Source organism: Stenotrophomonas sp. FBCC-B152 (assembly GCF_059134105.1).
In genome coordinates this window covers 3,215,377-3,240,595 of sequence record NZ_CP101442.1, presented here as the reverse complement: position 1 = coordinate 3,240,595, position 25,219 = coordinate 3,215,377, and the positions used below count along the sequence as shown (strand labels likewise).

Annotated in this window: 22 protein-coding genes; 9 read left to right on the top strand and 13 right to left on the bottom strand. The window is 66.0% G+C overall.

From position 1 onward, the window contains the following. The first annotated feature begins 12 nt into the window (after positions 1-12). From NMB40_RS14910 to NMB40_RS14895, 4 genes are all read left to right on the top strand, one after another. Positions 13-393 (top strand): hypothetical protein, encoded by a 381-nt coding sequence (locus NMB40_RS14910; RefSeq protein ID WP_494358925.1) that lies wholly within the window; start codon positions 13-15, stop codon positions 391-393. 168 nt (positions 394-561) lie between these two features. After that, positions 562-1,080, top strand: coding sequence for a hypothetical protein (locus NMB40_RS14905; protein ID WP_494358924.1), 519 nt, complete (start codon positions 562-564; stop codon positions 1,078-1,080). Between the two features lie 226 nt (positions 1,081-1,306). After that, complete coding sequence (locus NMB40_RS14900; protein ID WP_494358923.1) at positions 1,307-1,894, top strand: hypothetical protein; 588 nt, start codon at positions 1,307-1,309, stop codon at positions 1,892-1,894. Positions 1,895-2,097: 203 nt separating this feature from the next. Continuing rightward, positions 2,098-4,968: a TonB-dependent receptor gene (locus NMB40_RS14895; RefSeq protein ID WP_494358922.1), complete on the top strand. Its 2,871-nt coding sequence runs from the start codon at positions 2,098-2,100 to the stop codon at positions 4,966-4,968. A 108-nt stretch (positions 4,969-5,076) separates the two neighbouring features. Here the strand turns inward: NMB40_RS14895 and NMB40_RS14890 are convergent, their stop codons facing one another. The 3 genes from NMB40_RS14890 to fhuE form a co-directional block, all read right to left on the bottom strand. Next, positions 5,077-5,613, bottom strand: coding sequence for a hypothetical protein (locus NMB40_RS14890; protein ID WP_494358921.1), 537 nt, complete (start codon positions 5,611-5,613; stop codon positions 5,077-5,079). Positions 5,614-5,750: 137 nt separating this feature from the next. Then, a complete protein-coding gene (locus NMB40_RS14885; RefSeq protein ID WP_494358920.1) occupies positions 5,751-6,200 on the bottom strand; it encodes a hypothetical protein in 450 nt (149 codons plus the stop codon). Positions 6,201-6,358: 158 nt separating this feature from the next. Beyond that, entirely contained in the window at positions 6,359-8,533 is a 2,175-nt protein-coding gene (fhuE, locus tag NMB40_RS14880) for a ferric-rhodotorulic acid/ferric-coprogen receptor FhuE (RefSeq protein ID WP_494358919.1), read from the bottom strand. 277 nt (positions 8,534-8,810) lie between these two features. Here fhuE and NMB40_RS14875 point away from each other — a divergent pair, with 277 nt between their 5' ends. Continuing rightward, a complete protein-coding gene (locus NMB40_RS14875) occupies positions 8,811-9,290 on the top strand; it encodes a VOC family protein (protein WP_494358918.1) in 480 nt (159 codons plus the stop codon). 48 nt (positions 9,291-9,338) lie between these two features. Further along, positions 9,339-10,217 carry an EamA family transporter gene (locus tag NMB40_RS14870; RefSeq protein WP_494358917.1) on the top strand — a complete coding sequence of 293 codons (879 nt, stop codon included), beginning with the start codon at positions 9,339-9,341 and terminating at the stop codon, positions 10,215-10,217. A 6-nt stretch (positions 10,218-10,223) separates the two neighbouring features. Here NMB40_RS14870 and betA read toward each other — a convergent pair whose 3' ends face one another. From betA to NMB40_RS14835, 7 genes are all read right to left on the bottom strand, one after another. Continuing rightward, entirely contained in the window at positions 10,224-11,894 is a 1,671-nt protein-coding gene (betA, locus tag NMB40_RS14865) for a choline dehydrogenase (RefSeq protein ID WP_494358916.1), read from the bottom strand. A 2-nt stretch (positions 11,895-11,896) separates the two neighbouring features. Then, complete coding sequence (gene betB / locus NMB40_RS14860) at positions 11,897-13,369, bottom strand: betaine-aldehyde dehydrogenase (RefSeq protein WP_494358915.1); 1,473 nt, start codon at positions 13,367-13,369, stop codon at positions 11,897-11,899. A gap of 37 nt (positions 13,370-13,406) precedes the next feature. Further along, positions 13,407-15,386 (bottom strand): choline BCCT transporter BetT, encoded by a 1,980-nt coding sequence (gene betT, locus NMB40_RS14855; protein WP_494358914.1) that lies wholly within the window; start codon positions 15,384-15,386, stop codon positions 13,407-13,409. Between the two features lie 80 nt (positions 15,387-15,466). Next, positions 15,467-16,204: an endonuclease/exonuclease/phosphatase family protein gene (locus tag NMB40_RS14850; RefSeq protein ID WP_282244314.1), complete on the bottom strand. Its 738-nt coding sequence runs from the start codon at positions 16,202-16,204 to the stop codon at positions 15,467-15,469. Positions 16,205-16,257: 53 nt separating this feature from the next. Then, positions 16,258-17,088 (bottom strand): thiol:disulfide interchange protein DsbA/DsbL, encoded by an 831-nt coding sequence (locus NMB40_RS14845; RefSeq protein ID WP_494358913.1) that lies wholly within the window; start codon positions 17,086-17,088, stop codon positions 16,258-16,260. A gap of 106 nt (positions 17,089-17,194) precedes the next feature. Next, positions 17,195-17,842 carry a thiol:disulfide interchange protein DsbA/DsbL gene (locus tag NMB40_RS14840; RefSeq protein WP_494358912.1) on the bottom strand — a complete coding sequence of 216 codons (648 nt, stop codon included), beginning with the start codon at positions 17,840-17,842 and terminating at the stop codon, positions 17,195-17,197. Between the two features lie 108 nt (positions 17,843-17,950). Continuing rightward, positions 17,951-18,751 carry a c-type cytochrome gene (locus NMB40_RS14835; protein ID WP_282244246.1) on the bottom strand — a complete coding sequence of 267 codons (801 nt, stop codon included), beginning with the start codon at positions 18,749-18,751 and terminating at the stop codon, positions 17,951-17,953. Between the two features lie 155 nt (positions 18,752-18,906). Here NMB40_RS14835 and yihA point away from each other — a divergent pair, with 155 nt between their 5' ends. Then, on the top strand, positions 18,907-19,530 hold the full coding sequence (gene yihA, locus NMB40_RS14830) for a ribosome biogenesis GTP-binding protein YihA/YsxC (RefSeq protein WP_282244244.1): 624 nt from the start codon (positions 18,907-18,909) through the stop codon (positions 19,528-19,530). A gap of 68 nt (positions 19,531-19,598) precedes the next feature. Here the strand turns inward: yihA and NMB40_RS14825 are convergent, their stop codons facing one another. Next, on the bottom strand, positions 19,599-20,576 hold the full coding sequence (locus NMB40_RS14825; protein WP_494358911.1) for an MBL fold metallo-hydrolase: 978 nt from the start codon (positions 20,574-20,576) through the stop codon (positions 19,599-19,601). A gap of 101 nt (positions 20,577-20,677) precedes the next feature. Beyond that, the gene (locus tag NMB40_RS14820; RefSeq protein WP_494358910.1) at positions 20,678-21,502 is read right to left on the bottom strand and encodes a helix-turn-helix transcriptional regulator; all 825 of its coding nucleotides are present in this window, start codon (positions 21,500-21,502) and stop codon (positions 20,678-20,680) included. 237 nt (positions 21,503-21,739) lie between these two features. Between NMB40_RS14820 and NMB40_RS14815 the strand changes: the two genes are divergently transcribed. Continuing rightward, on the top strand, positions 21,740-23,104 hold the full coding sequence (locus NMB40_RS14815) for a glutamate--cysteine ligase (protein ID WP_494358909.1): 1,365 nt from the start codon (positions 21,740-21,742) through the stop codon (positions 23,102-23,104). A 55-nt stretch (positions 23,105-23,159) separates the two neighbouring features. Here the strand turns inward: NMB40_RS14815 and NMB40_RS14810 are convergent, their stop codons facing one another. Next, positions 23,160-24,212: an NAD(P)-dependent alcohol dehydrogenase gene (locus NMB40_RS14810; RefSeq protein ID WP_282244238.1), complete on the bottom strand. Its 1,053-nt coding sequence runs from the start codon at positions 24,210-24,212 to the stop codon at positions 23,160-23,162. 104 nt (positions 24,213-24,316) lie between these two features. Between NMB40_RS14810 and NMB40_RS14805 the strand changes: the two genes are divergently transcribed. After that, positions 24,317-25,207, top strand: coding sequence for a LysR family transcriptional regulator (locus NMB40_RS14805; RefSeq protein ID WP_448143544.1), 891 nt, complete (start codon positions 24,317-24,319; stop codon positions 25,205-25,207). The last annotated feature ends 12 nt before the right edge of the window (positions 25,208-25,219 follow it).

The window sequence follows — 25,219 nt, the reverse complement described above, 5'->3', positions numbered from 1 at the left end:
TGAAGGTGCGCTATGTCAAATAAGTATGAGGTTCTGCTCGGCCTGCTACCAAGGCCATCCAGTTCCAACGTCGTCTTCGACGATGGCCGTGTAGTGATTCAAGGGCGAGATGGTGACGATTGTGTGGCGTTGGAAATCTCGTTTTCTTCCGTGGATTTCATCTGCGTTTCTGATGAGGGTGTGAGGCTGAGACTTTTCGCCGATATGGGAGACAAGCGAGGGGCATTGGTTCGATGTAACGAAGGTTCGTTGAAGAGCTATTACGTTGATGAATCACTGGGGACTCGTTCCAGTAATCAATTGTCACACTTCATTCTAATGATTGGTGAGGGGGTGATTGACGTGATTTCTGGTGATGAGCCGGAGGTTCTTATGAGTGATTCATTGCGCTGACTATGAGCCGGCACTACACGTGAGGCTTGGTTTCGTGGCACTCGCGAACGGCAAGGTTGCGTCACGGGAAGTGCTGCTTCGCAATGATGTGGATGCATTCGTAATGCCTTGAACTTGAGCCGCTCAGTAAAGTACCTAAGGCCATACTCGGCTCACAAGGAAGGAGCTATGGGCACGTCTGTCGTGGATCTTGCGCTGCACACCCTGGGAGGGATTGGGCTGCTGTCTGTCGGCCTTGTTCCACTTCGAGTGAGTCAGGTCCTTCGTCGCGCGCGTGGACGCGCCACAACTCGCGGTGGTTCAAAGGACTATCTGGGCGCGTTGTCGGTTGTGGCGGCCTTGGCAACTCTCGGTTTGGATGCGGTGGTGTTCATTCGAGTCGCCAAGTGTTTGACCTCGACCCTCTGTGGCCCGGGCGTGGCGTCAGGATGGCTCTATCTGGCCGTGCTGGGTGCGGCGTACGTTTCGATGGAGCTAGGGCTGGCGCTCTCAAGGGTCCGGCCTTCCACCAAGCTACTGACGATGATGAAGCGAAAGTCAAAATTGATCATACTGGTGGTGATCGTTGTGTTGCTGTTGTGGGCTGGATTCTGGCTGCGTAGGCAGTTGTCAATTGATGGTTGCTTGGATCAGGGTGGAAGCTGGAACTACAGCATTTCGCAGTGCCAGAGTAAATGGCCCGTCTAGTGGCTGGCCAAGTGGGGTATCGGCAGATGCCGATGTCCACGTGAGACCGTTGGCGAAGTGGAGTTCTATGTAAGTGCATTCTTGAGCGGATTGTGTGGGTTTCAGTTCTATAGGGCAGTGCTCGGTCGGATCGCTGCAGCGGGATAGGCCTATCGGTTGAGCTCTATCCGCAGGAGGATGAAGAAGGCAACGCATAGGGGGCACTGCGATGAGGTCGCTTGGCTGCTTGCTCGTTCTTGTTGTGCTGGGGTGCGTACTGCTGCCCGCGACTGCACTGGCGGCGGTTTCCGTTGGGGTGCGCGTTGCCGACCACGAGCGAACCCTGCCTCAGCTCAGCGCGGTGACAGTGGCGCAGGACACTGCGCTGCAGACCCGCCTTGGCGCGCAGCTGGCCCGCCACCTGGCCGGGGCCACCACCGGTTACCAACGGCTCGACGAGCTGTCGATGAACTTGCACGAGCGCAGGCTGAAGCTGTACGACAGGTTGGGCATGGGCCCGCTGCGGGTCGAACTTGTCTGGCCTGACCGCTCCCGGACGGTCTACACCATGGACGGCAACAGCCATCGCCGGGCCGCCTACCTCACCGGTCAAAGCCGCGACCCCCACGGCAATCCGCTGCCGGACCAGAGCGCTGCCCAGCGCGCCGGTGCGGTGTCGCTGGTCGGGTGGTACCAGTTCCAGAATGTCCGCAGCCGCCAGGCGTGGGTCCGGGCCGCGCGGGCACAGGGCATCCCGGTGCAGGACGACACCCCTTCGGCCACCCGCATGCAGTGCCGATGGTCGGGCACCGCCTTGAGCTGCCATACGGAATAGGGCGCTTTTGTCCGGAATTCGGGTCCCGTGCAGCCGTTTGTCGGCTCAAACACGCCGCTGGGTGCCGCATCCGTAAGGTCCGCGTGAAAAACACACTTTCATCACGCCTTCATCTTTACAGGTTGTTTACAAAGGAGACGCTGCCGCGCTTCAAGGGGGAGGCGAGGCGGTCCCAGCAAGCCATTCCTTTGGAGAGAGAGCGAATGAACAACCTGCATTACCGCCCCTTGGCGGCTGCCGTAGCGCTGTGCCTGCTGTCCGTCCCCACCCTTGCCACCGCGCAGGATGCTCCCCGCACCACCACCGAACTGGACCGGGTGGAAGTCACCGGTACCCGCATCAAGCGGGCCGAGGTCGAAGGCCAGGTGCCGATCCAGACCCTCACCCGCAGCGAGATCGAACGCACCGGCCTGAATTCCATCGGCGAGGTGCTGCAGCAACTGACCGGTTCCGGTTCGGCGCTCAACGCCAAGTTCAACTCGTCGGGCAACTTCGGCTTCCCGCCCGATGGCAGCGGCGTGGGCGCCGGTTCGGCCCAGGTCGACCTGCGCCACCTGGGCGCCAAGCGCGTGCTGGTACTGGTGGATGGCATCCGCTGGGTCAACGAGTCTTCCGCCTCGGGCGTGGGCGCGGCCACCGACCTCAACACCATTCCGCTGGCGATCGTCGAGCGCATTGAAGTGCTCGAAGACGGCGCGTCGTCGCTGTACGGCTCGGACGCGATTGCCGGCGTGGTCAACATCATCACCCGCCGTGAATTCGACGGCGGCCAGGTCACCGTGAACTACGGTGAGTACAGCAAGGGCGATGGCACCCAGAAGGACGTGGACCTGGCCTGGGGCACCAGTGGCGACCGCTACAGCCTGTTCCTGGGCGCCAGCTGGACCAAGCAGGACGCGGTGTATGCCAACACCCGCGAACAGTCGCGCTACCCGGTTCCCGGCACCGGCCTGTCGTTCGGCAGCTCGGCCACCCCGACCGGCCGCTTCATGTTCACCGACCCGAACACCGGCATCGCCTACAACATCACGCCCAACAACGGCGCCACCAGCCCCACCTTCAACGGCGTGGGCGGTTGCGACCGCACCGACGATTACCACTGCTTCACCACGGCGGACCGCTTCAACTTCGCCGAATACAACCTGCTGCTGACCCCGTCCGAGCGCAAGGGCATCTTCGGCCAGTTCCGCTTCGACATCACCGACAACGTGCAGTGGTACATCAAGGCGCTGGCCAACCGCCGCGAATCGACCAACCAGGCCGGCCCCGAGCCGCTGTTCTTCGGTCCCGACGGCGCCACCGGCAACCCGCTGGCCGACAACATCGTCATCTCCGCGCTCAACCCGTACAACCCGTTCGGCTTCGACCTGGATTCGTCCAGCAACCTGAGCATGATCGGCCGCCGCCCGGTGGAAGGCGGGCCGCGCATCTTCGAGCAGGAAGTGAACACCACGTACTTCGCCACCGGGCTGGTGGGCCTGTTCCAGGCCGCCGACCGCAGCTGGTCGTGGGACGTCAACGGCATGTACAGCAAGAACAAGGCCGAACAGACCAACTACGGCAGCTACAACATCTACAACGCCAACATCGCGTTGGGTGACCCGGCCATCTGCGCGGCCACCCCGGGCTGCGTGCCGCTGAACATCTTCGGGGGCCCCGGCACCATCACCCGGCCGATGCTGGACTGGATCCAGCCGGTGGTGCACGACCAGAGCCAGAACGAGCTCACGCTGTTCACCGCCAACCTGAGCAGTGACCTGTTCACGCTGCCGGCCGGGCCGCTGTCGTTCGCCACTGGTTACGAGTACCGCAAGTACGAAGGCGAATACCAGCCCGATCCGATCACGGTGCGCGGCCACTACAACGGCGTGCCGTCGCTGCCGACCTCCGGTTCGTACGACGTCAACGAGGTGTACCTCGAACTGGCGGTGCCGATCTTCGCCAAGAGCGCGCTCGGTGAGAAGCTGGACCTGAGCCTGGCCGGGCGTTACTCGGATTACTCCACCTTCGGTGGCGAGTTCACGCCCAAGTACGGCCTGCGCTGGCAGGTGACCGACGACTTCGTGCTGCGCACCAGCTACGCCGAAGGCTTCCGCGCACCGTCCATCGGTGAACTGTACGGTTCGGCGGCGCGCGCGGACCTGCAACTGTTCGATCCGTGCTCCGTGGGTCTGGGCGGTACGCCGCCGCGAGGCAGCGCGGCCAACTGTGCGGCGTTGGGCGTGCCAACCGGTTTCCAGCAGGCCAACTCGCAGATCTCGGTCACCACCGGCGGCAATGACCAGCTGGATCCGGAAACCTCGCGCAGCTTCAGTGCCGGTTTCGTGTGGAGCCCGTGGTTCGGCAACAACGCCTCGTGGTCCGAACGCTTCGACGTGGAAGTGACCTTCTACCGCCACAACATCGAAGGCGCCATCCAGGCCATCAACGCGCAGACCCAGCTCGACCTGTGCGTGGATACGCTGGATTCCATCTACTGCGATGGCATCACCCGTGCCTCCACCGGTGCGGTCAGCGGCTTCAACAACCGCCTCACCAACCTGGGCTCGATAAAGACCGACGGCTGGGACGTGGACCTGTTCTGGACGCTGCCGCAGACCGATGTGGGCCAGTTCAAGATCGGCTGGCAGAACACCTTCGTCGGCCGTTACGAGGCGGTGGGTGCGGCAGGCCAGCGCCAGCCGCAGGAGCCGGGCGTGGAAGTCACCGACAGCTCGATTCCGGAATGGACCAGCAACGCGTCGCTGAGCTGGAACATGGGTGCATGGAATGCGTCGTGGACCGTTCGCCACATCTCCAAGCTCACCGAACAGTGCGGCGATGCCGCCGCGTTCCCGGTGTGCAGCGACCAGGCGGCCGGTACCAACGAACTGGCGGCAACCACCTACAACGACTTCCAGGTGGGCTACAAGTTCGACTGGATGAAGGGCCTGCAGCTCAGCGCCGGCTTGAACAACGCGTTCGACAAGGATCCGCCGATCTGCCTGTCGTGCTCGTTGAACGGGTATGACGCGTCCACCTACGACATCCCGAAGGGGCGTTACTGGTACCTGCGCGCGGACCTGCGGTTCTGAGGCGGGACGTTATGATTCCGTACTGAATGGTCGGGGCGCCTGAAGGGCGCCCCGGTTTCTGTTGCGTTCGCAAGCGCATGATCCGATGAATCCGCGCCTTGTGTTGATTCACGGTCGGATCTTCTGCAAAGCTCTTGCGGCGGCTGCATCAAGACTCTGAATTTCCTTTTGGATGGCCGTGAAAGCCTCGATTCTCAAGCGGGAATCGGGCTGGCTCGTTGTGCTGCCGACAAGCGCCCTCACTGCTCCCCAGTAGCGGTTCATTGCCGCGTAGAGAAGATCCAGGTCACCGGAGACATCGCCAGCGTGGGCCAATGCCAAGAATCTGATGGAATCTACCTTCTTGGCTTCCCTCAAATAAATCTGATCAAACTCCTGGGCTGAAACCCCGGATTCCAGTGTGGCTAAGACCTTGGTCATGGAGAATTCTCTCGATATATCGCAGATCGCCTGATATATCTTCTGTAGCGCCTGCATGCGCTCCGTGCGAGAGTGCATGAGGCTTGCAGCTTCAATCTTCTCACGCTCTATATTCAAGAGATTCTGACCGCTCAGTTCTTGCGTTCGACGACTGAGCAGCCCTCCTATCACGGCGCCGCCGATAGCTGCCGCAGCGCCTATGGCTGCAGTTATTGCTCCTTCCATTGCACTCTCTCGTCTCTTCGTAAATGAAAAACCAGTCCGCTTGCTTGCCGAATCGACCAGTTCGGCTCGGATCGGTATCGTGGCGCGCCGGGCCTGGAGGCGCCTCAAGCAGAGTGCTGAGGTGATTTGCTTGGCGACTAAAGGCTCGATGAGGCTGCGTACTTGAGCTCCTGCGGCCGGTTCCTTGCGTAGTCATGGCCCGGATATTGATTGGCGTCCAGTAGGTTGCGGACGTATCCAGTGCCGTGGGACTCGTGATACGAGATCGGGCAGGAAGCGGCATCGAAGAACAGCCTCAATTGATATCGAACAGGGTCCCGGGTGGCAGGGCTGCAGATGACTGCGAGATGCACAATGTCCAGCTGATCATCGCCGGGGCGAAGATCCAGCACAAAGATGTCCTTTTCTCTTGAGAGTCCATGGAACACGTGGGTGTGCCCAAGAACGGCCTCGTCGCCGCAGAAATAGTCGTCATAGAGTTTTCGAATGTCGATTCGTAACCCCAGTGTTTTGGCGACGGTGTCAAGAAGCGGATGCGCGAGAAAGTCATCGTCCCCCTCGCCGAAGTAGATGACGAAGTCGCTCAATGAGACAAACAAGCTGAAGGTTGTTGGTTTTGGATGCGGCATTGCCAGAGCGTACCGTTGCCCCGCATCTGTGCATAGGTGGCGTTCGGGTTTGCGCTGCTCGCAGTACGGCAGAAGGCCGGGAAATCCCGGCCTTCTACATGTCACGTTGGCGTTGCTTAGAACGACCAGGTAAAGGTGATCGAGCCGTTGCGGCCGTCGCCGTAGGCACCGTAGCCGTTGATCTGCGAGAAGTACTGCTTGTCCAGCAGGTTGTTGAGGTTGGCCTGCACGCTGAACTGCGGGGCCAGGCGGTAACGCACGAAGGCGCTGACCAGGGCGTAGCTGTCCTGCTCGATACGGCCGTACGCGGGCACCGGGTAGTAGATGCCGTTCTGCCAGTTCACGCCGCCACCAACGGTCAGGTCGCTCAGCGACTGCGGGGTGTAGCTGGTGAACAGCTTGATGGTGGTCTGCGGCAGGTTGGTGTTGATGCCCGCGCCGTTGATGTCCTTGGCCACGTAGCGCGAGGCACCGAAGGTGGCGTTCCAGCCCGGCGCCAGCTCACCGTTCAACTCCAGCTCGAAGCCACGGCTCACCGTGCCGCGTGCGGCGACGTAGGCGAACTCGTTCGGGCTGCCTTCCACCGGAATGGTGGTGGCCTGGCCCACGTTGTCCTGCTCGATGCGGAACACCGCCAGCGAGGCGTTCAGGCGGTTGTCGAACCAGGCGGCCTTGACGCCCACTTCGTAGCTCTTGCCGTCCACCGGATCCAGGTAGCTGCCGTCCTGCTGCTTGAGCGTCTGCGGCTGGAAGATCTCGGTGTAGGCGGCGTAGGTCGACCAGGTGTCGTTGAGGTCGTAGACCAGGCCGGCATACGGCGTGGTGACCTTGTGCGAACGGTCGGCACCTTCGCCCTCGCTCTTCCAGTCGGTGTAACGCGCACCGAGGATCAGCTTCAGCGGATCGGCCAGCGACAGGCGGGTGGCGGCATAGCCGGCCTTCTGGGTGATGGTGCCTTCGCTGGCCAGGGCCAACGGGTTCCAGTTCGGCTCGCTGATGTCGCCGTTCCAGTTGAGGTAGCTGGTGAAGGGATCCCAGGTCATGCCCGGGCCGCCGACCTGGTAATCACCGTAGTTGGCGTAGTCGCGCTTGTTGTAGCTCAGGCCGGCCATCAGCTGGTGCTCGCGGCCGAACAGCTGGAACGGACCTTCCACGTAACCGTCCACCGCATCGACCTTGCGTTCGGTGTTGTAGAAGCCGGCCGACGGCGAGATGCCGGTTCCGGTGACCGGGTCGAACAGCGAGGCGCCGGTGGTCCAGTCGTTGTAGGCCGGGTAGAACAGCTTGTCGTCGGCCTTGGTTTCATCGTGCGAGGCGCCGATGCGGACTTTCCAGTCGTTGGCGAAGCCGTGCTCCAGCGTGGCGAAGGCACGCTTGCTGGTGGTATCCCAGTAGGTCCACTTGGCCGCCGAGTTGAACGACTCGTCGTACGGGGTCGGGCTGCCATCGGCGAACAGCATCGGGAAGCCACCCCAGGTGGCGCCGTTGGCGCGCTTCTGCTGGTAGTCGTAGCCCACGCTCAGCTGGGTGTCCGGGGTAAGGTCGGCGTCGATCACCGCATAGCCCAGCGTCTTGTGCTGGTCGTAGCGGTCCATCTGCGATTCGGTGTCGAGGTAGCTGCCGATCACGCGTGCACGCACCGAACCACTGGCATTCAGCGGCGTGGTCACGTCCACGGTGCTGCGGGTGCGGCCCCAGCTGCCGACGTTGACCGACACGCTGCCGGTCAGTTCGGCGCTGTCGGCGTGCTTGCGGATCAGGTTGACCGACGCCGACGGGTTGCCCGCGCCGGTGAGCAGGCCGGTGGCACCACGCACCACTTCCACGCGGTCGTACAGGGCCAGGTCCAGGCCGGAATCGCCGTAGCTCCAGTTCTGCACCATCTGGGTGGGCAGGTTGTCGTACTGGTAGCTGTCGATATAGAAGCCGCGCGAGTAGAACTCGGTGCGCTCGGTATCGGACTGGGTGCTGCTCACGCCGGTGGTGTTGGCCAGCACGTCGATGATGTCGTCGAGGTTCTGGTCCTCGATGCGCTGGTGGCTGATGATGCTCACCGACTGCGGGATCTCGCGCGGGGCCAGGTCGAAGCGGGTGCCGGCGGAGGTGCGGCGGACCGAATAGCCTTCCGCGCGCTCGCCCTTGACCACGATCTTGTCCAGCGTGGTGGCATCGGGGGTGGCGTCCTGCGCGAAGGCCGGGGCAGCGGCAAGCGTGGCCAGGGCGATCAACAGCGCCTGCGGCAGGCGGCCGTGGGACAGGGGGCGGGACAGCACAGCGGCGGTACGGAGCATCAGCGTTTCCTGGGCGGCGGCGCACCAGGCGGCGATCCTCGGATGCCGGGCGCTGCGGACGGTGGGGGGCAGTAGGCGGGCGGGTGCGGTGCAGCGGCACGGGCTTTGGCAACTGATCGCCGTGCGCCTCCCTGGCGCGAACGGGACCGCAGCATGGTAATGCGAATCAGTCCCATCCGCAATGTCTGCCGGTTTCAATCCTCGACCCACCCGCCTTTAACGTGGCCGCGCCTACGGTGGTCGCACACGGGCTGCGGCCCGCTTCCAGGAACGTCCCATGATTGCCAAGAACACGCTTTGTCTCTGGTACGACGGCACCGCCGAGGAAGCGGCCGCCTTCTATGCCGCCACCTTCCCGGACAGCTCGGTGCAGGCCGTGCATCGCGCGCCGTCCGACTTTCCGTCCGGCAAGAAGGGCGATGTGCTGACCGTGGAGTTCACCGTAGTCGGCATTCCCTGCATCGGCTTGAACGGCGGGCCGGCGTTCAAGCACAGCGAGGCGTTCTCGTTCCAGATCGCCACCGATGACCAGGCCGAAACCGACCGGCTGTGGAATGCCATCGTCGGCAACGGCGGGCAGGAGAGCGACTGCGGCTGGTGCAAAGACAAATGGGGCCTGTCGTGGCAGATCACCCCGCGCGTGCTGACCGAGGCGTTCAACAGCACCGACCCGGCCGTGGCCAAACGCGCGTTCGAGGCGATGATGACCATGAAGAAGATCGATGTGGCGAAGATCGAGGCGGCAGTGCGCGGGTAACGACACGCCAGGTATCTCACACCGGGTGCCTGGGCGTATCCTCGCGCGATGACTTCGTCGCGACTCGCCACCCTGTTCCCCGTCCTCGCCGTGCTCGGCTCGGTCACCGCCCTGGCCGTGGGCACCTCGTTCGCCAAGCAGCTGTTCCCGGTGATCGGCGCGCAGGGCACCAGTGCGCTGCGCGTGGGCTTCTCCGCCCTGGTGCTGCTGGCGGTGTTCCGGCCGTGGCGCTGGACCACCACGCGCGCCGACGCGGGCGCGATCTTCCGCTACGGCATCACCCTGGGGGTGATGAACCTGCTGTTCTACATGGCGCTGCGCACGATCCCGTTCGGCATCGCGGTGGCCATCGAATTCTGCGGGCCGCTGGCGGTGGCGATGTGGTCGTCGCGCCGGCCGATCGATTTCGTCTGGGTCGGCTGCGCCGCCACCGGCCTGCTGTTGCTGCTGCCACTGGGCCATGGCGAACCGCTCGATCTGGGCGGCGTGCTGTATGCACTGGGCGCGGCGGTGTGCTGGGCGCTGTACATCATCTTCGGCAAACGCGCCGGCCACCTGCATGCAGGGCACACGGTATCGCTGGGCCTGTGCGCGGCGGCGCTGGTGGTGGTGCCGGTGGGCGTGGCGCACGCCGGCATGGCGCTGCTGGACCCGAAGATCCTGCTGTTCGGGCTGGGCGTGGCGGTGGTCTCCAGCGCTATTCCAATGTCGCTGGAAATGGCGGCGTTGAAGCGCCTGCCGAAGGAAACCTTCGGCATCCTGATCAGCATGGAACCGGCGGTGGCCGCACTGCTGGCGATGGGCCTGCTGGCCGAACACCTGACGCCGCTGCAATGGGCGGCGATCGGCTGCACGGTGGTGGCATCCATTGGCAGCACGGTGACCGCCAAACGACGCGAGCCGGTGTTCGCCGAACCGACGGGGTAAGCCCCGTCAGCGCCGCACCGGCGCATCGCCGGCCACGTAGTACGTGGCCGTGCTGCGCGGCAACGGTTCGCGGCCCCGGATGCGGTCGGCGATCTTCTCGGCGATCATGATCGTGGTCGCGTTGAGGTTGCCGGTGATGATGCGCGGCATGATCGAGGCATCCACCACGCGCAGGCCCTGCATGCCATGCACGCGGCCCTGGCCGTCCACCACGCTCATCGCATCGGTACCCATCGCGCACGAACACGACGGGTGGTAGGCGGTTTCGGCACGGGCGCGCACGAAGGCATCCAGCTCGGCATCGGTCCTGCAGTCCGCACTCGGGCTGATCTCGCGGCCGCGGTATTCGTCCAGCGCGGGCTGGGCGATGATCTCGCGGGTGATCCGGATCGCATCGCGGAACTCCTGCCAGTCCTGGTCGGTGGCCTGGTAATTGAACAGGATCGAGGGATGCTGGTGCGGGTCCAGCGAGCGCGCGTGCACGCGGCCACGGCTGGGGGTGCGCATCGAGCCCACGTGCGCCTGGAACCCGTGTTCCTTTACCGCGTTGGTGCCGTTGTAATTGATCGCCACCGGCAGGAAGTGGTACTGGATGTTGGGCCAGGCGAAATCGTCACGGGTGCGGATGAAGCCGCCGGCCTCGAACTGGTTGCTGGCGCCGATCCCGGTACCGTTGAACAGCCACTCCGCGCCGATCCCCGGCTGGTTCCACCACTGCAGCGCCGGGTACAGCGACACCGGCTTGGTGCAGGCGTACTGCATGTACACCTCCAGATGATCCTGCAGGTTCTCGCCCACGCCGGGCAGGTCGTGCACCAGCGGCACGCCCAGCGACGCCAGCAAGGCCGGCGCGCCCACGCCGGAGCGCTGCAGGATCTGCGGTGAGGCAATCGCACCGGCGCACAGCAGTACCTCGCGCCGCGCCTGCGCGTCGATCGGGTCGGCGCTGCCGCCGGCCAGGTAGCGCACGCCTACCGCGCGCTTGCCGTCGAACAGGATGCGGTCGGTGGTGGCGTGGGTGACGATCTCCAGCCCGGGCCGGCCCTTGGCCATGTCCAGGTAGCCGCGCGCGGTGCTGGAGCGGCGCCCGCGCGGCGTCACCGTGCGGTCCATCGGGCCGAAGCCTTCCTGCTGGTAGCCGTTGAGGTCGTCGGTGCGCGGGTAGCCGGCCTGCACGCCGGCCTCGACCATGGCGTGGAACAGCACGTTGTTGTCGTTCTTCGGGGTGGCCACGCTGACCGGGCCGTCGCCGCCGTGGTAATCGTTGGGCCCGATGTCGCGGGTTTCCGCCTTGCGGAAGTAGGGCAGTACGTCCAGGTAGCTCCAGTCCTCCAGCCCATCGAAGGTGGCCCACTGGTCGAAATCCAGCGCGTTGCCGCGGATGTAGCACATGCCGTTGATCAGCGAGGAGCCGCCCAGGCCCTTGCCGCGCCCGCATTCCATGCGCCGGTTGTCCATGTACGGTTCCGGCTCGGTTTCATAGGCCCAGTTGTAGCGCCGGCCCTGCAGCGGGTAGGCCAGCGCGGCCGGCATCTGCGTGCGGAAATCCAGCCGGTAGTCCGGGCCGCCGGCTTCGAGCAGCAGCACGCTCACGCCCGCGTCTTCGGTGAGGCGCGCGGCCAGGGTGTTGCCGGCCGAACCGGCGCCGATGATGATGTAGTCGTATTCGCGCTTCATGGTCAGAACACCGATGCGTAGCGGTCCAGTTCGATCTGGACGGATTTGGTGCGGGTGTAGGCACGCAGCGTGGCCAGGCCGTTCTCGCGGCCCACGCCGGACTGCTTGTAGCCGCCCACCGGCATCGTGGCCGGCGATTCACCCCAGCAGTTGACCCAGCAGATGCCCGCTTCGAGGCGGTGGATCAGCCGGTGCGCGCGGCTCAGGTCGGCGGTCACCACGCCGGCGGCCAGGCCGTACTCAGTGGCGTTGGCACGCTGGATGGCTTCGTCCTCGTCCTCATAGGACAACAGGCTGAGCACCGGCCCGAAGATCTCCTCGCGCACGATGGCCATGTCGTCGCGGCAGTCGCTGAAGATGGTCGGGGCGACATAGCAGCCCTTGCCCAACGCGCCGTCGGTGAGGCGTTCGCCTCCACACACCACGCGGGCGCCATCGGCCTTGCCGCTTTCGATGTGCGCCAGCACGCGGCGCATGTGCGCGGCGCTGACCAGCGGGCCGAAGTTGGTGTCTTCGGCCAACGGATCACCAATGCGGATACGGCCCACGCGCTCGCGCAGCGCCTGCTCGACATCCGCCAGCAGGGCGCGCGGCACGAACACGCGGGTGCCGTTGGTGCAGACCTGGCCGGAGCTGTAGAAGTTGGCCATCATCGCCACGTCGGCGGCCAGGGCGATATCCGCGTCGGCGCAGATGATCAGCGGCGACTTGCCGCCCAGCTCCATCGTCACCTCCTTGAGCGTGGAACTGGACGCACTGGCCATCACCTTGCGCCCGGTGGCGGTGCCGCCGGTGAAGGAGATCTTTTCGATGCCCGGGTGCTCGGTCAGCGCCGACCCCACGCCGGCGCCATCGCCAGGCAGCACGTTGAACACGCCGTCGGGCAGGCCGGCTTCGGTGAAGATTTCGGCCAGCTTCAGCGCGGTCAGCGGGGTCACTTCGCTGGGCTTGAAGATCATCGCGTTGCCCGCAGCGAGCGCGGGGGCCGCCTTCCACAGGGCGATCTGGATCGGGTAGTTCCAGGCACCGATCGCGCCGACCACGCCCAGCGGTTCCTGCCGCGTGTAGAAGAAGCTGCCTTCGCGCAGCGGCACCTGGCTGCCTTCCAGCCCGTGCATCACCCCGGCGTAGTACTCCAGCACGTCGGCACCGGTGACGATGTCCACGCTGCGGGTTTCGCTCAGCGGCTTGCCGGTGTTGAGGCTTTCCAGTTCGGCCAGGTCGTCGTTGCGTTCGCGCAGCAGCGCCACCGCGCGCAGCAGGATGCGCGAGCGCTCCACGGTGGTGAGCGCGGCCCAGGCCTTCTGGCCCGCGTGGGCACTTTCCACCGCGGCGTCCAGGTCGTCGCTGTTGGCGCTGTGCACGTTGGCCAGCACCTCGCCGTTGGCCGGGTTGACCACCTCGAAGGTGCGGTTGCCCTGCGAGGCCACGTAGCGGCCGCCGATGTACAGCAGCTGGTCGGGGAAGGTGGGCATGTCGATGACTCCTGTTTGCGTCGGGAGACCAGCGGGTTCAACGGGTCAGATGCAGGAACTGCAGGTGGCGCTCGTACTGGTCGATGATGTCGTTGATGATCTGCTGGCGGCTGTAGCCGACCAGCTCGTAATCCTGTCCACCTTCGTAGAGGTGCACTTCGGCGCGGTAGTAGCGCTGGTTGCGGAAGCGCTGCGCGGCGAACGAGGGGGTAAGGTAACCGCGCATCACCACCTGGTAGCGGAACACCTGCTGTTCGCCATGGTTGACCTGCAGCTCCATCTGGCCCGGTTCGAACTGGGTGGTCACGTCCAGGCCCTGCTCGCGCAGCTGGGTGGCCACCGCTTCGATGGCCGGGCGCACGTCGGTATCCATGAAGCGGTACACCTCGTCGCGCACCGGGAAATGCACGGCCTGGGTGATGCGCTGGCGCCAGCCACGCTGGTGGCGCGACTGGCCGATCAGCGGGATCGGCGAGTACTGGGAGGCCTTCTTGCGTTGCGATTCCTCACCCAGTGCGCGCGTCAGGCCCCACAGCATCAGCAGCAGCACCACCGAGAACGGCAACGAGGCGAGCACTACCGCCGATTTGAGTGCGTCCATGCTGCCGGCCAGCAGCAGCCCGGCGGTGACCAGTGCGGTCATCACCCCCCAGAACACACGCAGCCAGCGCGGACCATCTTCTTCCGGCAGGCCCCCGTGCGAGGACAGGGTGGACAGCACCACGGTGCCCGAATCGGCCGAGGTGACGAAGAAGATGAAGCTGACCATCACCGTCACGGTGATCACCGCGCGGCTCCACGGGTAACTGTCCAGCAGCGCGTACAGTACGGTTGGCGGGTTATCCACGGCCAACTGCGCAAGGTGCTCCTGGCCATGGTGCAGTACCTGGTCCAAGGCGCTGTTGCCGAAGATGGACAGCCACGCCAGGGTGAAGCCCAGCGGGATCAGCAGTACGCCGAACACGAATTCGCGGATGGTGCGGCCGCGCGAGATGCGCGCGATGAACAGCCCCACGAACGGCGCCCAGCCGATCCACCAGGCCCAGTAGAACACCGTCCAGTTGCCCAGCCAGTCGGCGCGGCCGCCGTAGGCATACACATCGAAACTCTTGCCCACCACGTTGCCGAGGTAATCGCCCAGGTTCTGCATGAAGGTGCTGAGCAGGTACTGGGTGGGCCCGGCGAACAGCATGAACAGCAGCAGCGCGATGGCCAGCAGCATGTTGATGTCCGACATCCAGCGCACGCCCTTTTCCACGCCGGACACCGCCACGATGATCGCCGCGCCCATCATCAGCGCGATCAGCGCCACCTGCACCCACGGTGCGTGCGGGATCGGCAGCAGCACGTTCAGGCCGGCATTGAGGTGCAGCACGCCAAAGCCCATGTCCGCGCCGATGCCGAACACGGTGGCCACGATGCCCAGTGCATCCACGGTGTAGCCGATCGGGCCGTTGATGCGCTTGCCGATCAGCGGGTACAGCGCCGAACGCAGCGCCAGTGGCAGGTTGTGGCGATAGGCGAAGTAGGCCAGCGCCATCGCTGCCAGCGCGAACACGCCCCAGCCGTGCAGGCCCCAGTGCAGGAACAACAGCTGCATGGCCTGGCGGGCACCGGCTTCGCCGCCGCCCACGCCGCCCTGCGGCGGCTGCAGGTAATGGGTGAGCGGTTCGGACACGCAGAAGAAGAACAGCGTGATGCTGATCCCGGCCGCGAACAGCATGCCGGCCCAGGAGAGGTAGCTGAACTCCGGCTCGTCATGGTCCGCGCCCAGCTTCACCTGGCCGTAGCCGGACAGCGCCACGCCGACCACGAACACCAGGTACACGGTCATCGCCAGCAGGTAGTACCAGCCGACGTTGCGCGACGCCCAGGTCTGCGCTTCCAGCAACAGCACGCCGGAGGAAATGGGAAACGCGGTGACCAGAATGGCGAATGCCGCCACGATCGTGGCGGCAAGCAGGAAGACGGGTCGAAGCGTGCGCACCTCGCTGGGAGGCGTCTCCACGATGTTCATGGATGAAGGGGCTCACGGTGCCGTTGCCGGCAGACCCCACGCATTAGCGCATATGCGCTGTGGACATCCCGTTTACGTGGTCAGCGCAGGGCGTGGCTGGGCACATCGATCTCCATGGCCAGCGCCAGGTGATCGGAAAACGCCGCCGGTACTGCTTCGGCGCTGCGTTGCTGCAGGCCGTTGCTGAGCAGGATGTGGTCGATGGCCCGGTCCGGGCGCCAGCTCGGGAAGGTGGGCACCGCGCAGCCGGGCGGCTGCAGGTTGGTCTTCTGGTACAGCACCTGCATTTCCGGGCGTTCGGCCAGGCAGTTGAAATCGCCCATCAGTACCGCGTTGGAATGCTCGGACAACAGGTCGGCGATGAAGGCCAGCTGCGACATGCGCGAGTTGGTGCCCAGCGACAGGTGGGCCACGGCCACCGCCAGGCCCTCATTGCCATCGCCGAACTTGGCCAGCAGCACGCCGCGCCCGCCGATCCGGCCGGGCAGGGCATGGTCCTGGACTTCCACCGGTTCCAGCCGGCTCAACAGGCCGTTGGCACTGGAGGCCACCCCGCCCATGCGGCGGTTGGGTTGGTGGCTCCAGTAATTGAAGCCGGCGCGCTCGGCCAGGTAGTGGGTCTGGTTGGTGAAGCCCGAACGCAGGCTGCCGGGGTCGGCCTCCTGCAGGCCGACGATGTCGTGACCGCGGGCCAGCTGGGCGATGGCGTCCAGGCTGGTCCGCTTGCGCCCCGCCGGCAGCGCATGTGACCAGCTGCGGGTCACATAGTCGCTGTAGCGGCGGGTGCTGGAGCCGGCCTGGATGTTGGCCGTCAGCAGGCGCAGGGTCCGCGTGTTGGGGGAAGTCACGACGGTCGCTTGCTCTTGATGGCTCAGTTGCCCTTGGCGGCGCGTTCGCGGGCGATCAGGTGATCGGCGATGCGCAGCATGTCCGGGAAGCTCTTGCCCTTGACCAGGTACTTGCCGTTGACGATCACCGACGGCGTGCCGGTGATCTGGCTGCGCTGGGCGAACTGCTTGGCGGCACTGGTCTTGGCGCTCACCGCGAAGCTCGACATGGTGGCTTCGAACTGCTTGGCATCGGCACCGTGCTTGGCATAGAAGGCGGCGATCTCCTGCACCGAATCACGGCCGCGCTCGCCCTTCAGGGACTGGTCGACGTGGATGGCCTTGTACAGCGCTTCGTGGGTCTTGTCTTCCAGGCCCAGCGCCTGTGCGGCGTAGAACGCCTTGGCGTAGTCATCCCAGGTGCCGCCGAACATGGCCGGCACGTACACGAAGTTCACATCGCTCGGCAGGCCGGCTTTCCACGGCCCGATCAGCGGCTGGAACGCGGCGCAGGCCGGGCAGACGAAGCCGAAGACTTCGGCCACTTCGATCTTGCCGGTGGCCGGCTGGAACGGCTTGCCGTCGGCGATGACCACGTAGTCGGTGCCTTCCACCGGGGCCGGACCGGTCGGCTGCGAGGACGCGGGGGCCGGGGCCGGGGTGGTGGCTTCGGCGGCGGCGGTCTCCGCGGCGGCGGTTTCACCGCTGGCGGCCGGTGCAGCCTCGGTCGGGGCCGGGGCTGTTTCAGTGGCCGGGGTGCTGGTCGGCGCAGCCGGTTCGGTCGGCGTGGCGGTGTTGGCGGTACCGTCCTGGGCCTTGCAGGCGGCCAGGATCGGCAGCAGGGCCATGAGCATGAGGGCGAAACGGGTCTTCATCGAAGCGTCTCCAGCAGAGCATGTTGGGGCCGGCGCGTCGGGCGCCGGCCAGGGGGGAATGATGACACGCGGCCGCCGGGGCGCCGCGTGCAGGGTACGTGACGGTTCAGCGAGCCTTCGCGGCGCGTTCGCGCGCGATCAGCGCATCGGCATTGCGCAGCATCTCGTCGAAGGAGGTGCCCTTGACCAGATACTTGCCGTTGACGATCAGCGACGGGGTGCCCTGCACCTTGACCCGCTGGGCGAAGGACTTGGCCACGGCCAGCTTTGCCTCCACTTCATCGCTCTTCAGCGCGGTGGTGAACTGCTGTTCGGTCACGCCGTAGTCCTTATAGAAGCCGGCCAGCTCCTGGGGCGACACGTTGGACAGCGGCAGCGAGCCCTTTTCATGCAGTGCGTCGAACATCGCCGCATGGCTGCGCTTGGCCACGCCCAGCTGGTCGGCGGCGTAGTAGGCGCGGGCGTAGGAATCCCAGTAGCCGCCGAACACGGCCGGCACCGGCGTGAAGCGCACGTCCTTGGGCAGCTTCTTCTGCCAGGCCTGCAGGAGCGGCTCGAAGTGGGCGCAATGCGGGCAGGTGTAGCCGAACACTTCCGCCACTTCGATCTTGCCGGCCAGCGGCGCGAGCGGGCCGGGGGCCTGGATCACTTCGTAATCCTTGCCTTCCACCAGTGCGGCGGGGGCGGGCGCGGCCAGTACGGACAGGGGGCTCAGGGCCAGCAGCAACAGCATCAGGCGGGGCATCAACGTCATCTACATCCATCTCCATCGGAAAAAACAACGCCGGCCCAGTGCCGGCGTGGCAGTGAACATAACCCGCCGCCTGGGCGGGGCGCATCTGTCATCGGTCCCGGCCTGCCGTCATTGGCGTGCACCGCCCACGGCCGAGCGCGGCGCGGCGGCGGCCACGTCATCGGCGCGGTTGTGCAGGCCCTGCAGGTAGCTGCCCAGTGCCTGGATTTCCTGTTCGGTCAGCGACTTGGCGATGGTCGCCATGATCTGGAAGTGCGCCTTGTCGGTCTGCTGGGTCACCCCGGCCTGGTACTCCTGCAGCCGCCGCGCCACATAGGAGGCGTGCTGGCCCCCCACATGCGGGTAGGCCGGGCCCGGGTTGCCCGCACCGGTGGGGCCATGGCAGGCCATGCACGCCGGAATGCCGCGCGAGGCATCGCCGCCGCGGTAGAGCTGCTGGCCGATTTCGTAGAACTTCTTGTCCTTGTAGGGACCTTCGGCCACCAGGCTGTCGTCGGCAAGCCCGGCGCTGGCCTTCTGCGTGGCGAAATACGCACCGATGTCGCGCATGTCCTGCGGGCTGAGGTCCTGTACGAACGGCACCATCGCCGCCGAGGCCCCGGAGGTGCGCTGGCCGTTGGCGATCAGGGCCATCTGCTGGGCGACGTAGCGCTCGCTCTGGCCGGCGATGCTGGGGTACATCTCCACCGTGGCGTTGCCATCGGCCGAGTGGCAGGCGGCGCAGGCAGCGGCCTTGGTCTGGCCCGCCTTGGCATCGCCCCAGGTGGTCTTGCTGAAATCGACTTCGAGCGACGCCGTCCTCACCGGCGTGTTGTCCGGCAGCGGGGTCACTGCGGTCTGGGCATAGGCAACAGCGGCGAGCAACGATACAGCGACAGCGGAAACGGCAAGAACGCGAGCATGGCGCATGCGGAAGCTCCGTGTGGACCGGCCTGGCGTGTGCAGGCTGCACACGCGGGGATCGCCCGATTATCCATGCCGTTTCACACCGGGGTCAACGCGGCAGTGCGGCAAAACCCGTGACCGGCAGCACGCGCGGGGCCCGGACATGCGATCCTATGCCCATGTCATTGCTCCTCGAACGCGCCCATTACCTGCTCTCGGCCCACAATACCCGGCAATTGCCGGACGACGTGGGGGCCGAAGTGGCCTTTGCCGGCCGCTCCAACGCCGGCAAATCCAGTGCCCTCAACGCCCTGACCCGCCAGAACAGCCTGGCCCGGGTCTCCAAGACCCCCGGCCGCACCCAGCAGCTGGTGTTCTTCGAAGTCACCCCGGACGCCAAGCTGGTCGATCTGCCCGGTTACGGCTACGCCAAGGTGCCGCTGGACCTGCAGGCGCACTGGCAGGCCTTCATCGACCAGTACTTCCGCACCCGCGAGGCCCTGCGCGGGCTGGTGGTGGTGATGGACATCCGCCACCCGCTCAAGGACTACGACCGGCAGATGCTGGCCTATGCGGTCCGGCGCGGGCTGCCGGCGCACGCGCTGCTGACCAAGGCCGACAAGCTCGGCCGTGGCCAGCAGGGCATTGCCTTGCAGAAGGTGCGCAAGGAGCTGCAGTCCGCATTCGGCGACACCGTCAGCGTGCAGACCTTCTCCGGCCCGGCCCGCCAGGGCGTGGACGAGGCACGCGGGATCATCGGCGGCTGGCTGGGCCTGAACAAGCCGGCGCCCGAGGCCCCGTAAGGCGCCACCCGCCACCCGACCAACGGTCGGGTGCTACCGGTAGGTACCGACCGTTGGTCGGTACACATTCACCGCGCCGGCAACGGCGCGAATTCGCCCGGGACCCACGCGAACGCATCGCCTTCCCGGCGGACATGGCCCAACCCCGGGAACGGCAGGTGGGCACCGGCGACCCACCACCCCCCATCCGCCGCCTGCGCCATCATCGCGCGACGGCTGGCAATGGCCGCCGTGCGGTCGCTGTCGGCTTCGAATGCGGCCTGTGGCTGGGCGAACTGCACGGCGTGGAAGTGCACGATGTCGCCCCACACCAGGACTGTCTGCCCCTCACCGCCCTCGATCTTCCAGGACACATGGCCCGGGGTATGCCCGTGGCTGTCCAGCGCGGTGACGCCGTTGGGCAGCGCCTGGCCGGGGCTGAAGCGGTGCAGCTTGCCGCTGGCCACGTAGGGCGCCACGGCCCTGCGCGCCAATGCGAAGGCAAAACGCACGCCCTGCGGCGCGCCGGCTTCGCTGGCCGGGTCCAGCCAATAGGCCGCATCGGCGTCGGACAGCCACACGGTGGCATTCGGATACGCGACCTTGTCCTGTGCATCGAGCAGGCCGCACAGGTGGTCGGGGTGGGCGTGGGTGAGCAGGACATCATCCACATCGGCCGGGTCGTAGCCGGCCTTGCGCAGGTTGCCCAGCACCTGGCCCAGCCCCGGCCCGAAGCAGCCGGCGGTGCCGGTGTCGACCAGGGTGAGGTGGTTGCCGCGCTGGATCAGGTAGGCGTTGACCGCGGTCTGCAGGCCCTTGCCGTCTTCGGGCACGTAGCGGTGGTCGAGCAGGCGGGTGACCGCGCCCGGCGCGATGCCGACCAGTTCCGAGCGGCCCAGCGCCACGGTGCCGTCGAACAGCGCGGTGACCTCCAGTTCGCCGATCCGTTGGTGGTAGACGCCGGGCACCTGCTCATGCGGGTGGTGGGTGGTGGTGGCGAAGGCAGGTGCGGCAACCGTGACCAGCAGCAGGGCGGTGGCAAGTACACGCACACGGGGGAAGGACATGGTCGTTTCCATACAAGGCGGCAGCGCCGCGGTGCCTGCATGGTGCGCGGGGCGGGCGCGGCGTTCCGCTCAGAATGCGCGGCGAAACGCTCGCGGTGCGCTCAGCTGTTGCCGATGGCTGTCGGTTCCAGCCCGTAGCGCGCGGCGAAGCGCTTGCTGAAGCTGCCCGGCGAGCGGTAGCCGACGCGGGCAGCCACGGTCTTGAGCGGCAGCTGCGTGGTGTAGAGCAGGTTCATGGCGTGGGCCAGGCGCGCATCGGCGATCAGTTCGCGCACGCTGGACTGCTCGCTGGCCAGGCGCCGGCGCAGGGTGGCACCGCTGAGACCGAGCTGGTCTTCGAAATCGCGCGATTGCCAGTCGCGCTCGGGCTGGGCGGCAATCAGGTCGCGGATGCGTTCGCCCAGGCTGGGCTCGGGCGCCACCAGCAGGCTGCCATGGCCGCGCCGGCAGAACGCCAGCACCAGCGAGGCCAAGGCCAGGCGGGCTTCGGTGTACTGGGCGTGCTCCAGTGCCTGGCGCCATTGGCGCAGGGTGTCGGCATGGTCGTGCAGTGACAGCTTGGCCAGCGCGTCGCCGGCCTCGGGCAAGGGCTCGTTCCACAGCACGCGCGCGGCAGAAAGTGCTTCGGCGCACAGCGGAACGATCGCGCTGAGGTACAGCCCCGTCTGCGGATCGGGCGTGTTGACCACGTCGATCCGGCAGCGCCGGGTGATCAGGAACAGGTCGCCGGGCACCAGCTGCAGGGTCTGGTGTGCGGTGCGCACCTGCTTGCGCCCCTGCAGCAGGATGGCGAACTGCGGTTGCGGGATGTCCACCGACTGGGCACCGTGTTCGCGGCGCGCGGTGATGCACGCATACCCGCCCGCGCGCTGGCAGTCGGCAAGGCTGGCCATCTCGGCCAGCAGCGGATCGGGGGTTACGGGCATGTCCATTACGGTGCAGTATCGGCCAAGCGGCCGCGCCATGCTGCTGCCGGGCACCGGGCCCAACGCGCGCAAGCCAGGCGCGGCGGGCATGGCAGGCGGTCAAGTCCCATCCAATAGGATGCAGAAAACCGTCACGGTGGCATGACGGCTGGAACGGCCACCCTATACTGCGCCCTTGCGATGCAGGGCGATCAGCCCCACATCCCCGTCCAGTCCAGAATCCCTGCGAGCCTCCCCTTGTCGAGCCCCAGCCACGTCGCCGAGACGCCGATCACCGACCGTAATGAACTGGTCGCCACGTTGGCCTCCGGCGAAAAGCCCAAGGCGCAGTGGCGCATCGGCACGGAACACGAGAAGTTCGGCTTCCGGCTGGACGACCTGCGCCCGCCCACCTTTGATGGCGAGCGCGGCATTGAAGCGCTGCTCACCGGGCTGACCCGCTTCGGCTGGGCGCCGGTGCAGGAGAACGGCCGCACCATCGCGCTGCTGCGCGACAACGCGTCGGTCACGCTGGAGCCGGCCGGGCAGCTGGAGCTGTCGGGTGCGGCGCTGGAAAGCATCCACCAGACCTGCGTGGAAACCGGCACGCACCTCAACGAGGTGGCGCAGGTGGCGGCGGAGCTGGAGCTGGGCTTCCTGGGCATGGGCTTCCAGCCGAAGTGGACGCGCGAGGAGATGCCGTGGATGCCCAAGGGCCGCTACCGCATCATGCGCGACTACATGCCGAAGGTGGGTTCGCTTGGGCTGGACATGATGACGCGCACCTGCACGGTGCAGGTGAACCTGGATTACGCCACCGAAGCGGACATGGTGAAGAAGTTCCGGGTGTCGCTGGCGCTGCAGCCGATCGCCACGGCGCTGTTCGCCGATTCGCCGTTCACCGAGGGCAAGCCGAACGGTTACCTGAGCTACCGCTCGCACATCTGGACGGACACGGATGCGGACCGTACGGGCATGCTCGACTTCGTGTTCGAGGATGGCTTCGGTTACGAGCGTTACGTGGATTACCTGCTCGATGTGCCGATGTACTTCTCTTACCGCGATGGCGTGTACCACGACGCCAGCGGGCAGAGCTTCCGCGATTTCATGGTGGGCAAGCTGCCGGCGCTGCCGGGCCAGCTGCCGACGCTGCGCGACTGGTCGGACCACATGACCACGGCGTTCCCGGAAGTGCGTTTGAAGAAGTACCTGGAAATGCGCGGGGCCGATGGTGGTCCGTGGGCGCGGCTGTGTGCGCTGCCGGCATTCTGGGTGGGCTTGCTGTACGACGATGCGGCGCTGGATGCAGCGTGGGACCTGGTGCGTGACTTCAGCCTGGTGGAGCGCCATGCGCTGCGCGATGGGGTGCCGAAGCATGCGCTGAACCTTCCGTTCCGCGGTGGCACGGTGCGCGACCTGGCGGCCGAAGCGTTGAAGATCGCGATCGCGGGCCTGAAGCGGCGCGCGGCGCGCAATGCGGACGGGCAGGATGAAAGTCACTTCCTGGATGTGCTGCAGGAGATCGTGGCGTCGGGCATTACCCCGGCCGAGCGCAAGCTGGCGCTGTACCACGGTGAGTGGAACCAGAGCGTGGACCCGGTGTTCAAGCAGTTCGCTTACTGAACAACCGAAACCGGTAGGTGACGACCGTTGGTCGTCACCTTGTCGAACGCAAGCGTTATGCCGCCAACGTCGCCATGTCGATTACGAAGCGGTAACGCACATCGTTCTTCGCCATGCGCGCCCAGGCTTCGTTGACGGTCTTGATGTCGATCACTTCCACGTCGCTGACGATGTTGTGTTCGGCACAGAAATCCATCATTTCCTGGGTTTCGGCCATGCCGCCGATCGCCGAGCCGGTCACGTGCTTGCGGCCGAAGATCACGCTGGAACCCATCAGCGGCGGGTCCAGTTCGGTGATCACGCCGACCAGGCACATGGTGGCGTCACGCTTGAGCAGCTGCATGTACGTGTTGGTGTCGTGGCTGACCGGGATGGTGTTGAGCAGGAAGTCGAAGCTGTTGGCGTGGGCCTTCATCTGCGCCGGGTCGCGCGAGACCAGCACCTCATCGGCACCCAGGCGCTTGGCATCGGCACCCTTTTCCGGGGTGGTGGTGATCATCACCACGGTGGCGCCCATGGCCTTGGCGAACTTGACGCCCATGTGGCCGAGGCCACCCAGGCCGATCACGCCGACCTTCTGGCCCGGGCCGACCTTCCAGTGGCGCAGGGGGGAGTAGGTCGTGATGCCGGCGCACAGCAGCGGGGCGGCGGCCTTCAGGTCGAGCGTCTCGGAGACCTTCACCACGAAGCGCTGTTCAACCACGATGTGGTCGGAGTAGCCGCCGAAGGTGAGCTGGTCGCTGCCGCGCTCCTTGCTGTTGTAGGTGTAGGTCGGGCCCTTTTCGCAGTACTGCTCCAGGTCGTGGTCGCAGGCGTCGCAATGGCGGCAGGAGTCGACCATGCAGCCGACGCCGGCGAAGTCGCCGACCTTGAAGCGGGTGACGTTGGCGCCGACTTCGGTGACCCGGCCGATGATTTCGTGGCCCGGCACCATCGGGAACTGGGCGCCGCCCCAGTCGTCGCGGGCCTGGTGCAGGTCGGAGTGGCAGATGCCGCTGTAGAGGATCTGGATGCGGACATCGTCGGCACCGACCGGGCGGCGCTCGAAGGAGAACGGCACCAGCGGCGCGGTCTGGTCATGCACGGCATAGCCATGGGCGAGGGACATGGGGATATCCTGGGATTTATGGAAAGGCGCTTTACAATACGCCCGCTTCCCATGGGTATACAGTCAGTATATCGGCATGATTCATCAAGGCAGACTGCACAATCGTGGCTACTGACAACCTGACCCACCTGGCGGCGTTCGCGGCGGTAGCCCGTCACCGCAGCTTCCGCCGTGCCGGGGCGGAGCTGGCGCTGTCGACCTCGGCGGTGAGCTATGCGATCCGCGCGCTGGAAGAGCGGTTGGGGGTGGGGCTGTTCCACCGCACCACCCGCAGCGTGGCCCTCACCGAGGCCGGGCAGCGGCTGCTCGACCGCCTGCAGCCGGCGCTGGGCCAGGTGCATGACGCGCTGGAGGAGATGAACCACTTCCGTGCGGCGCCGGCCGGGCTGCTGCGGATCAATGCGACCCGCGCGGCGGTGCATACCGAGCTGGGCCCGCGCCTGGCGCATTACCTGCGCGCGCACCCGGATGTGCGGTTGGAGGTGGCGCAGGACGATGGGCTGGTGGATATCGTGGCCGAGGGCTACGACGCGGGGGTGCGGCTGCATGAGTTCGTGCCGGAAGACATGGTGGCGGTGCCGCTGGGGCCGCCGCTGCGCGGGCTGATCGTGGCCTCGCCGGCCTACCTGCAGGACCGGGCGGTGCCACTGCACCCGCGCGAGCTGGTGGAGCATGAGTGCGTGCGCTTCCGCTTTGCCAGCGGCCATCTGTACAAGTGGCAGTTCGAGCGCGATGGCCAGACCCTGGACATCGATGTGCCGGGCCGGCTCACGCTGGGCGACCAGCACACCATCCTGCAGGCGGTGCTGGACGGCCTGGGCCTGGCCTACGTGCTGGAGGATGCGGCGCGCCCTTACCTGGACGATGGCAGGCTGGTGGCGGTGCTGGAAGACTGGAGCGAACCGTTCGCCGGCTGGGTGCTGTACTACCCACGCCAGCGGCAGATGTCCTCGGCATTGCGCGCGTTCGTGGATATGCTGCGCGGGACCGATTGAGAAAGGGGAACC

What these genes read in the sequence shown, in the direction of transcription:
- NMB40_RS14910 (WP_494358925.1), top strand. Translation starts at nt 13, where the DNA reads ATGTCAAATAAGTATGAGGTTCTGCTCGGCCTGCTACCAAGGCCATCC.
- NMB40_RS14905 (WP_494358924.1), top strand. Translation starts at nt 562, where the DNA reads ATGGGCACGTCTGTCGTGGATCTTGCGCTGCACACCCTGGGAGGGATT.
- NMB40_RS14895 (WP_494358922.1), top strand. Translation starts at nt 2,098, where the DNA reads ATGAACAACCTGCATTACCGCCCCTTGGCGGCTGCCGTAGCGCTGTGC.
- NMB40_RS14890 (WP_494358921.1), bottom strand. Translation starts at nt 5,613, where the DNA reads ATGGAAGGAGCAATAACTGCAGCCATAGGCGCTGCGGCAGCTATCGGC.
- fhuE (WP_494358919.1), bottom strand. Translation starts at nt 8,533, where the DNA reads ATGCTCCGTACCGCCGCTGTGCTGTCCCGCCCCCTGTCCCACGGCCGC.
- NMB40_RS14875 (WP_494358918.1), top strand. Translation starts at nt 8,811, where the DNA reads ATGATTGCCAAGAACACGCTTTGTCTCTGGTACGACGGCACCGCCGAG.
- NMB40_RS14870 (WP_494358917.1), top strand. Translation starts at nt 9,339, where the DNA reads ATGACTTCGTCGCGACTCGCCACCCTGTTCCCCGTCCTCGCCGTGCTC.
- betA (WP_494358916.1), bottom strand. Translation starts at nt 11,894, where the DNA reads ATGAAGCGCGAATACGACTACATCATCATCGGCGCCGGTTCGGCCGGC.
- betB (WP_494358915.1), bottom strand. Translation starts at nt 13,369, where the DNA reads ATGCCCACCTTCCCCGACCAGCTGCTGTACATCGGCGGCCGCTACGTG.
- betT (WP_494358914.1), bottom strand. Translation starts at nt 15,386, where the DNA reads ATGAACATCGTGGAGACGCCTCCCAGCGAGGTGCGCACGCTTCGACCC.
- NMB40_RS14845 (WP_494358913.1), bottom strand. Translation starts at nt 17,088, where the DNA reads ATGAAGACCCGTTTCGCCCTCATGCTCATGGCCCTGCTGCCGATCCTG.
- NMB40_RS14840 (WP_494358912.1), bottom strand. Translation starts at nt 17,842, where the DNA reads ATGACGTTGATGCCCCGCCTGATGCTGTTGCTGCTGGCCCTGAGCCCC.
- NMB40_RS14835 (WP_282244246.1), bottom strand. Translation starts at nt 18,751, where the DNA reads ATGCGCCATGCTCGCGTTCTTGCCGTTTCCGCTGTCGCTGTATCGTTG.
- yihA (WP_282244244.1), top strand. Translation starts at nt 18,907, where the DNA reads ATGTCATTGCTCCTCGAACGCGCCCATTACCTGCTCTCGGCCCACAAT.
- NMB40_RS14825 (WP_494358911.1), bottom strand. Translation starts at nt 20,576, where the DNA reads ATGTCCTTCCCCCGTGTGCGTGTACTTGCCACCGCCCTGCTGCTGGTC.
- NMB40_RS14820 (WP_494358910.1), bottom strand. Translation starts at nt 21,502, where the DNA reads ATGCCCGTAACCCCCGATCCGCTGCTGGCCGAGATGGCCAGCCTTGCC.
- NMB40_RS14810 (WP_282244238.1), bottom strand. Translation starts at nt 24,212, where the DNA reads ATGTCCCTCGCCCATGGCTATGCCGTGCATGACCAGACCGCGCCGCTG.